Consider the following 1454-nt stretch of genomic DNA (forward strand, 5'->3'; position numbering starts at 1 on the left):
ATCACTTATGATTTTTTATCATTTTTTTGATATAATAAAGGAGAAAATCCCAATCCTATCGAGAAGAATAGAAAGATTGAATTATGACACAAGTAAAAATTGTAACGGACTCTTCTGTTACTATCGAACCAGAAGTAGTTAAAGAATTAAATATCACCGTTGTCCCTCTATCAGTTATGATTGATAGTGTGCTTTATTCGGATGCAGATTTGAAAGAGGGAGAATTTCTTCATCTTATGCAACAAAGTAAGAATCTGCCTAAAACAAGCCAGCCCCCTGTAGGAGTGTTTGCTGAGGTCTTTGAAGAGCTAGGTCAAGATGGCAGTCAAATTATCGCCATTCACATGTCCCATGCCTTGTCTGGAACTGTGGAAGCTGCTCGCCAAGGGGCAAGCCTCTCAACTGCTGATGTAACGGTTATTGATAGTTCCTTTACAGATCAAGCAATGAAGTTCCAAGTAGTTGAAGCCGCAAAACTTGCCAAAGAGGGTAAAGACTTAGAAACGATCTTAGCTCATGTAGAGGACGTCAAAAATCATACAGAACTTTATATCGGTGTTTCGACGCTAGAAAACTTAGTTAAGGGTGGTCGTATTGGACGTGTGACAGGATTACTAAGCTCACTCTTGAACATTCGTGTAGTAATGCAGATGAAGAACCACGAACTCCAACCAATCGCCAAAGGACGTGGAGCGAAAACTTTCAAAAAGTGGCTTGAGGAATTAACCAATACTCTTTCCCAAAAATCAGTAGCAGAAATTGGAATTTCCTATGCTGGAACGAACGAATGGGCGAATGAGATGAAGGCATTATTGCAACCTTATGTTGAGAAACCAATCTCTGTATTGGAAACTGGCTCTATTATTCAAACTCATACTGGAGAGAATGCTTGGGCAATTCTAATTCGCTACAATTCCTAAAAAAATAGAGAAAAAATGGTCAAAATAGTGTTTTTGACTTGACCTATAGCCGATTTTAGGATATGATTATATTTGTTAATTAGAAATTATTTGGAGGATTTGTTAACATGGCAAACAAACAAGATTTGATCGCTAAAGTAGCAGAAGCTACAGAATTGACTAAGAAAGATTCAGCAGCAGCAGTTGACGCTGTATTTGCAGCAGTAACTGAATACCTTGCAGCTGGTGAAAAAGTTCAATTGATTGGTTTCGGTAACTTTGAAGTTCGTGAGCGTGCTGCACGTAAAGGTCGCAACCCACAAACTGGTAAAGAAATCAAAATCGCAGCTTCTAAAGTTCCAGCATTCAAAGCTGGTAAAGCTCTTAAAGACGCTGTTAAATAATGAATTTTCAAAAAGCCTATTGTATCAAGCTTCATTGTTTGGTCGATAGGCTTTTTTTGTTTATTTGAGAAGTTGATGTTATGATTCTTTGCAAAAAGAAAAAGGTTCCCATGTTTGAGAACCTTTTTTTCATTAGTTTTTAGAAGCTGCT

Annotated in this window: 2 protein-coding genes; both read left to right on the forward strand. The window is 37.7% G+C overall.

Annotated features, from left to right (window positions below; genetic code table 11):
* Positions 1-83 precede the first annotated feature (83 nt).
* Positions 84-920, forward strand: coding sequence for a DegV family protein (locus GMD5S_RS0209685; protein WP_000195460.1), 837 nt, complete (start codon positions 84-86; stop codon positions 918-920).
* Positions 921-1027: 107 nt separating this feature from the next.
* Complete coding sequence (locus GMD5S_RS0209690) at positions 1028-1303, forward strand: HU family DNA-binding protein (RefSeq protein ID WP_001284636.1); 276 nt, start codon at positions 1028-1030, stop codon at positions 1301-1303.
* The last annotated feature ends 151 nt before the right edge of the window (positions 1304-1454 follow it).

Source organism: Streptococcus sp. GMD5S, assembly GCF_000298715.2.
Classification (GTDB): domain Bacteria; phylum Bacillota; class Bacilli; order Lactobacillales; family Streptococcaceae; genus Streptococcus.

Coding starts and splice junctions, on each gene's coding strand:
- GMD5S_RS0209685 (WP_000195460.1), top strand. CDS start 84: ATGACACAAGTAAAAATTGTAACGGACTCTTCTGTTACTATCGAACCA.
- GMD5S_RS0209690 (WP_001284636.1), top strand. CDS start 1,028: ATGGCAAACAAACAAGATTTGATCGCTAAAGTAGCAGAAGCTACAGAA.